The following is a 258-nucleotide window of genomic DNA, read 5'->3' as shown; positions in this document are numbered from 1 at the left end:
AACGCGAGCAACAAAACGTGAGTGTGTTCAAGTCACTCGGCCTATTAGTACCGGTCGACTCCACACCTTGCGGTGCTTCCATCTCCGGCCTATCAACCCAGTCGTCTAGCTGGGGGCCTTACAACCATGAAGGTTGGGAGACCTCATCTCGAGGAAGGCTTCCCGCTTAGATGCTTTCAGCGGTTATCCCGACCGAACGTAGCCAACCAGCCATGCACCTGGCGGTACAACTGGCACACCAGAGGTTCGTCCGTCCCG

1 rRNA gene is annotated in these 258 nt (G+C 57.0%); it reads right to left on the bottom strand.

The annotated features are described in order from the left end of the window. Nucleotides 1–23 precede the first annotated feature (23 nt). A 23S ribosomal RNA gene (locus QSK37_RS51340) occupies nucleotides 24–258 on the bottom strand; the annotation flags it as partial.

Source organism: Actinoallomurus iriomotensis (genome assembly GCF_030269445.1).
In the GTDB taxonomy this organism is placed as follows: Bacteria; Actinomycetota; Actinomycetes; order Streptosporangiales; family Streptosporangiaceae; genus Actinoallomurus; species Actinoallomurus iriomotensis.
The sequence above is the reverse complement of the archived record's forward strand: the minus strand, read 5'-3'. Positions and strand labels throughout refer to the sequence as shown.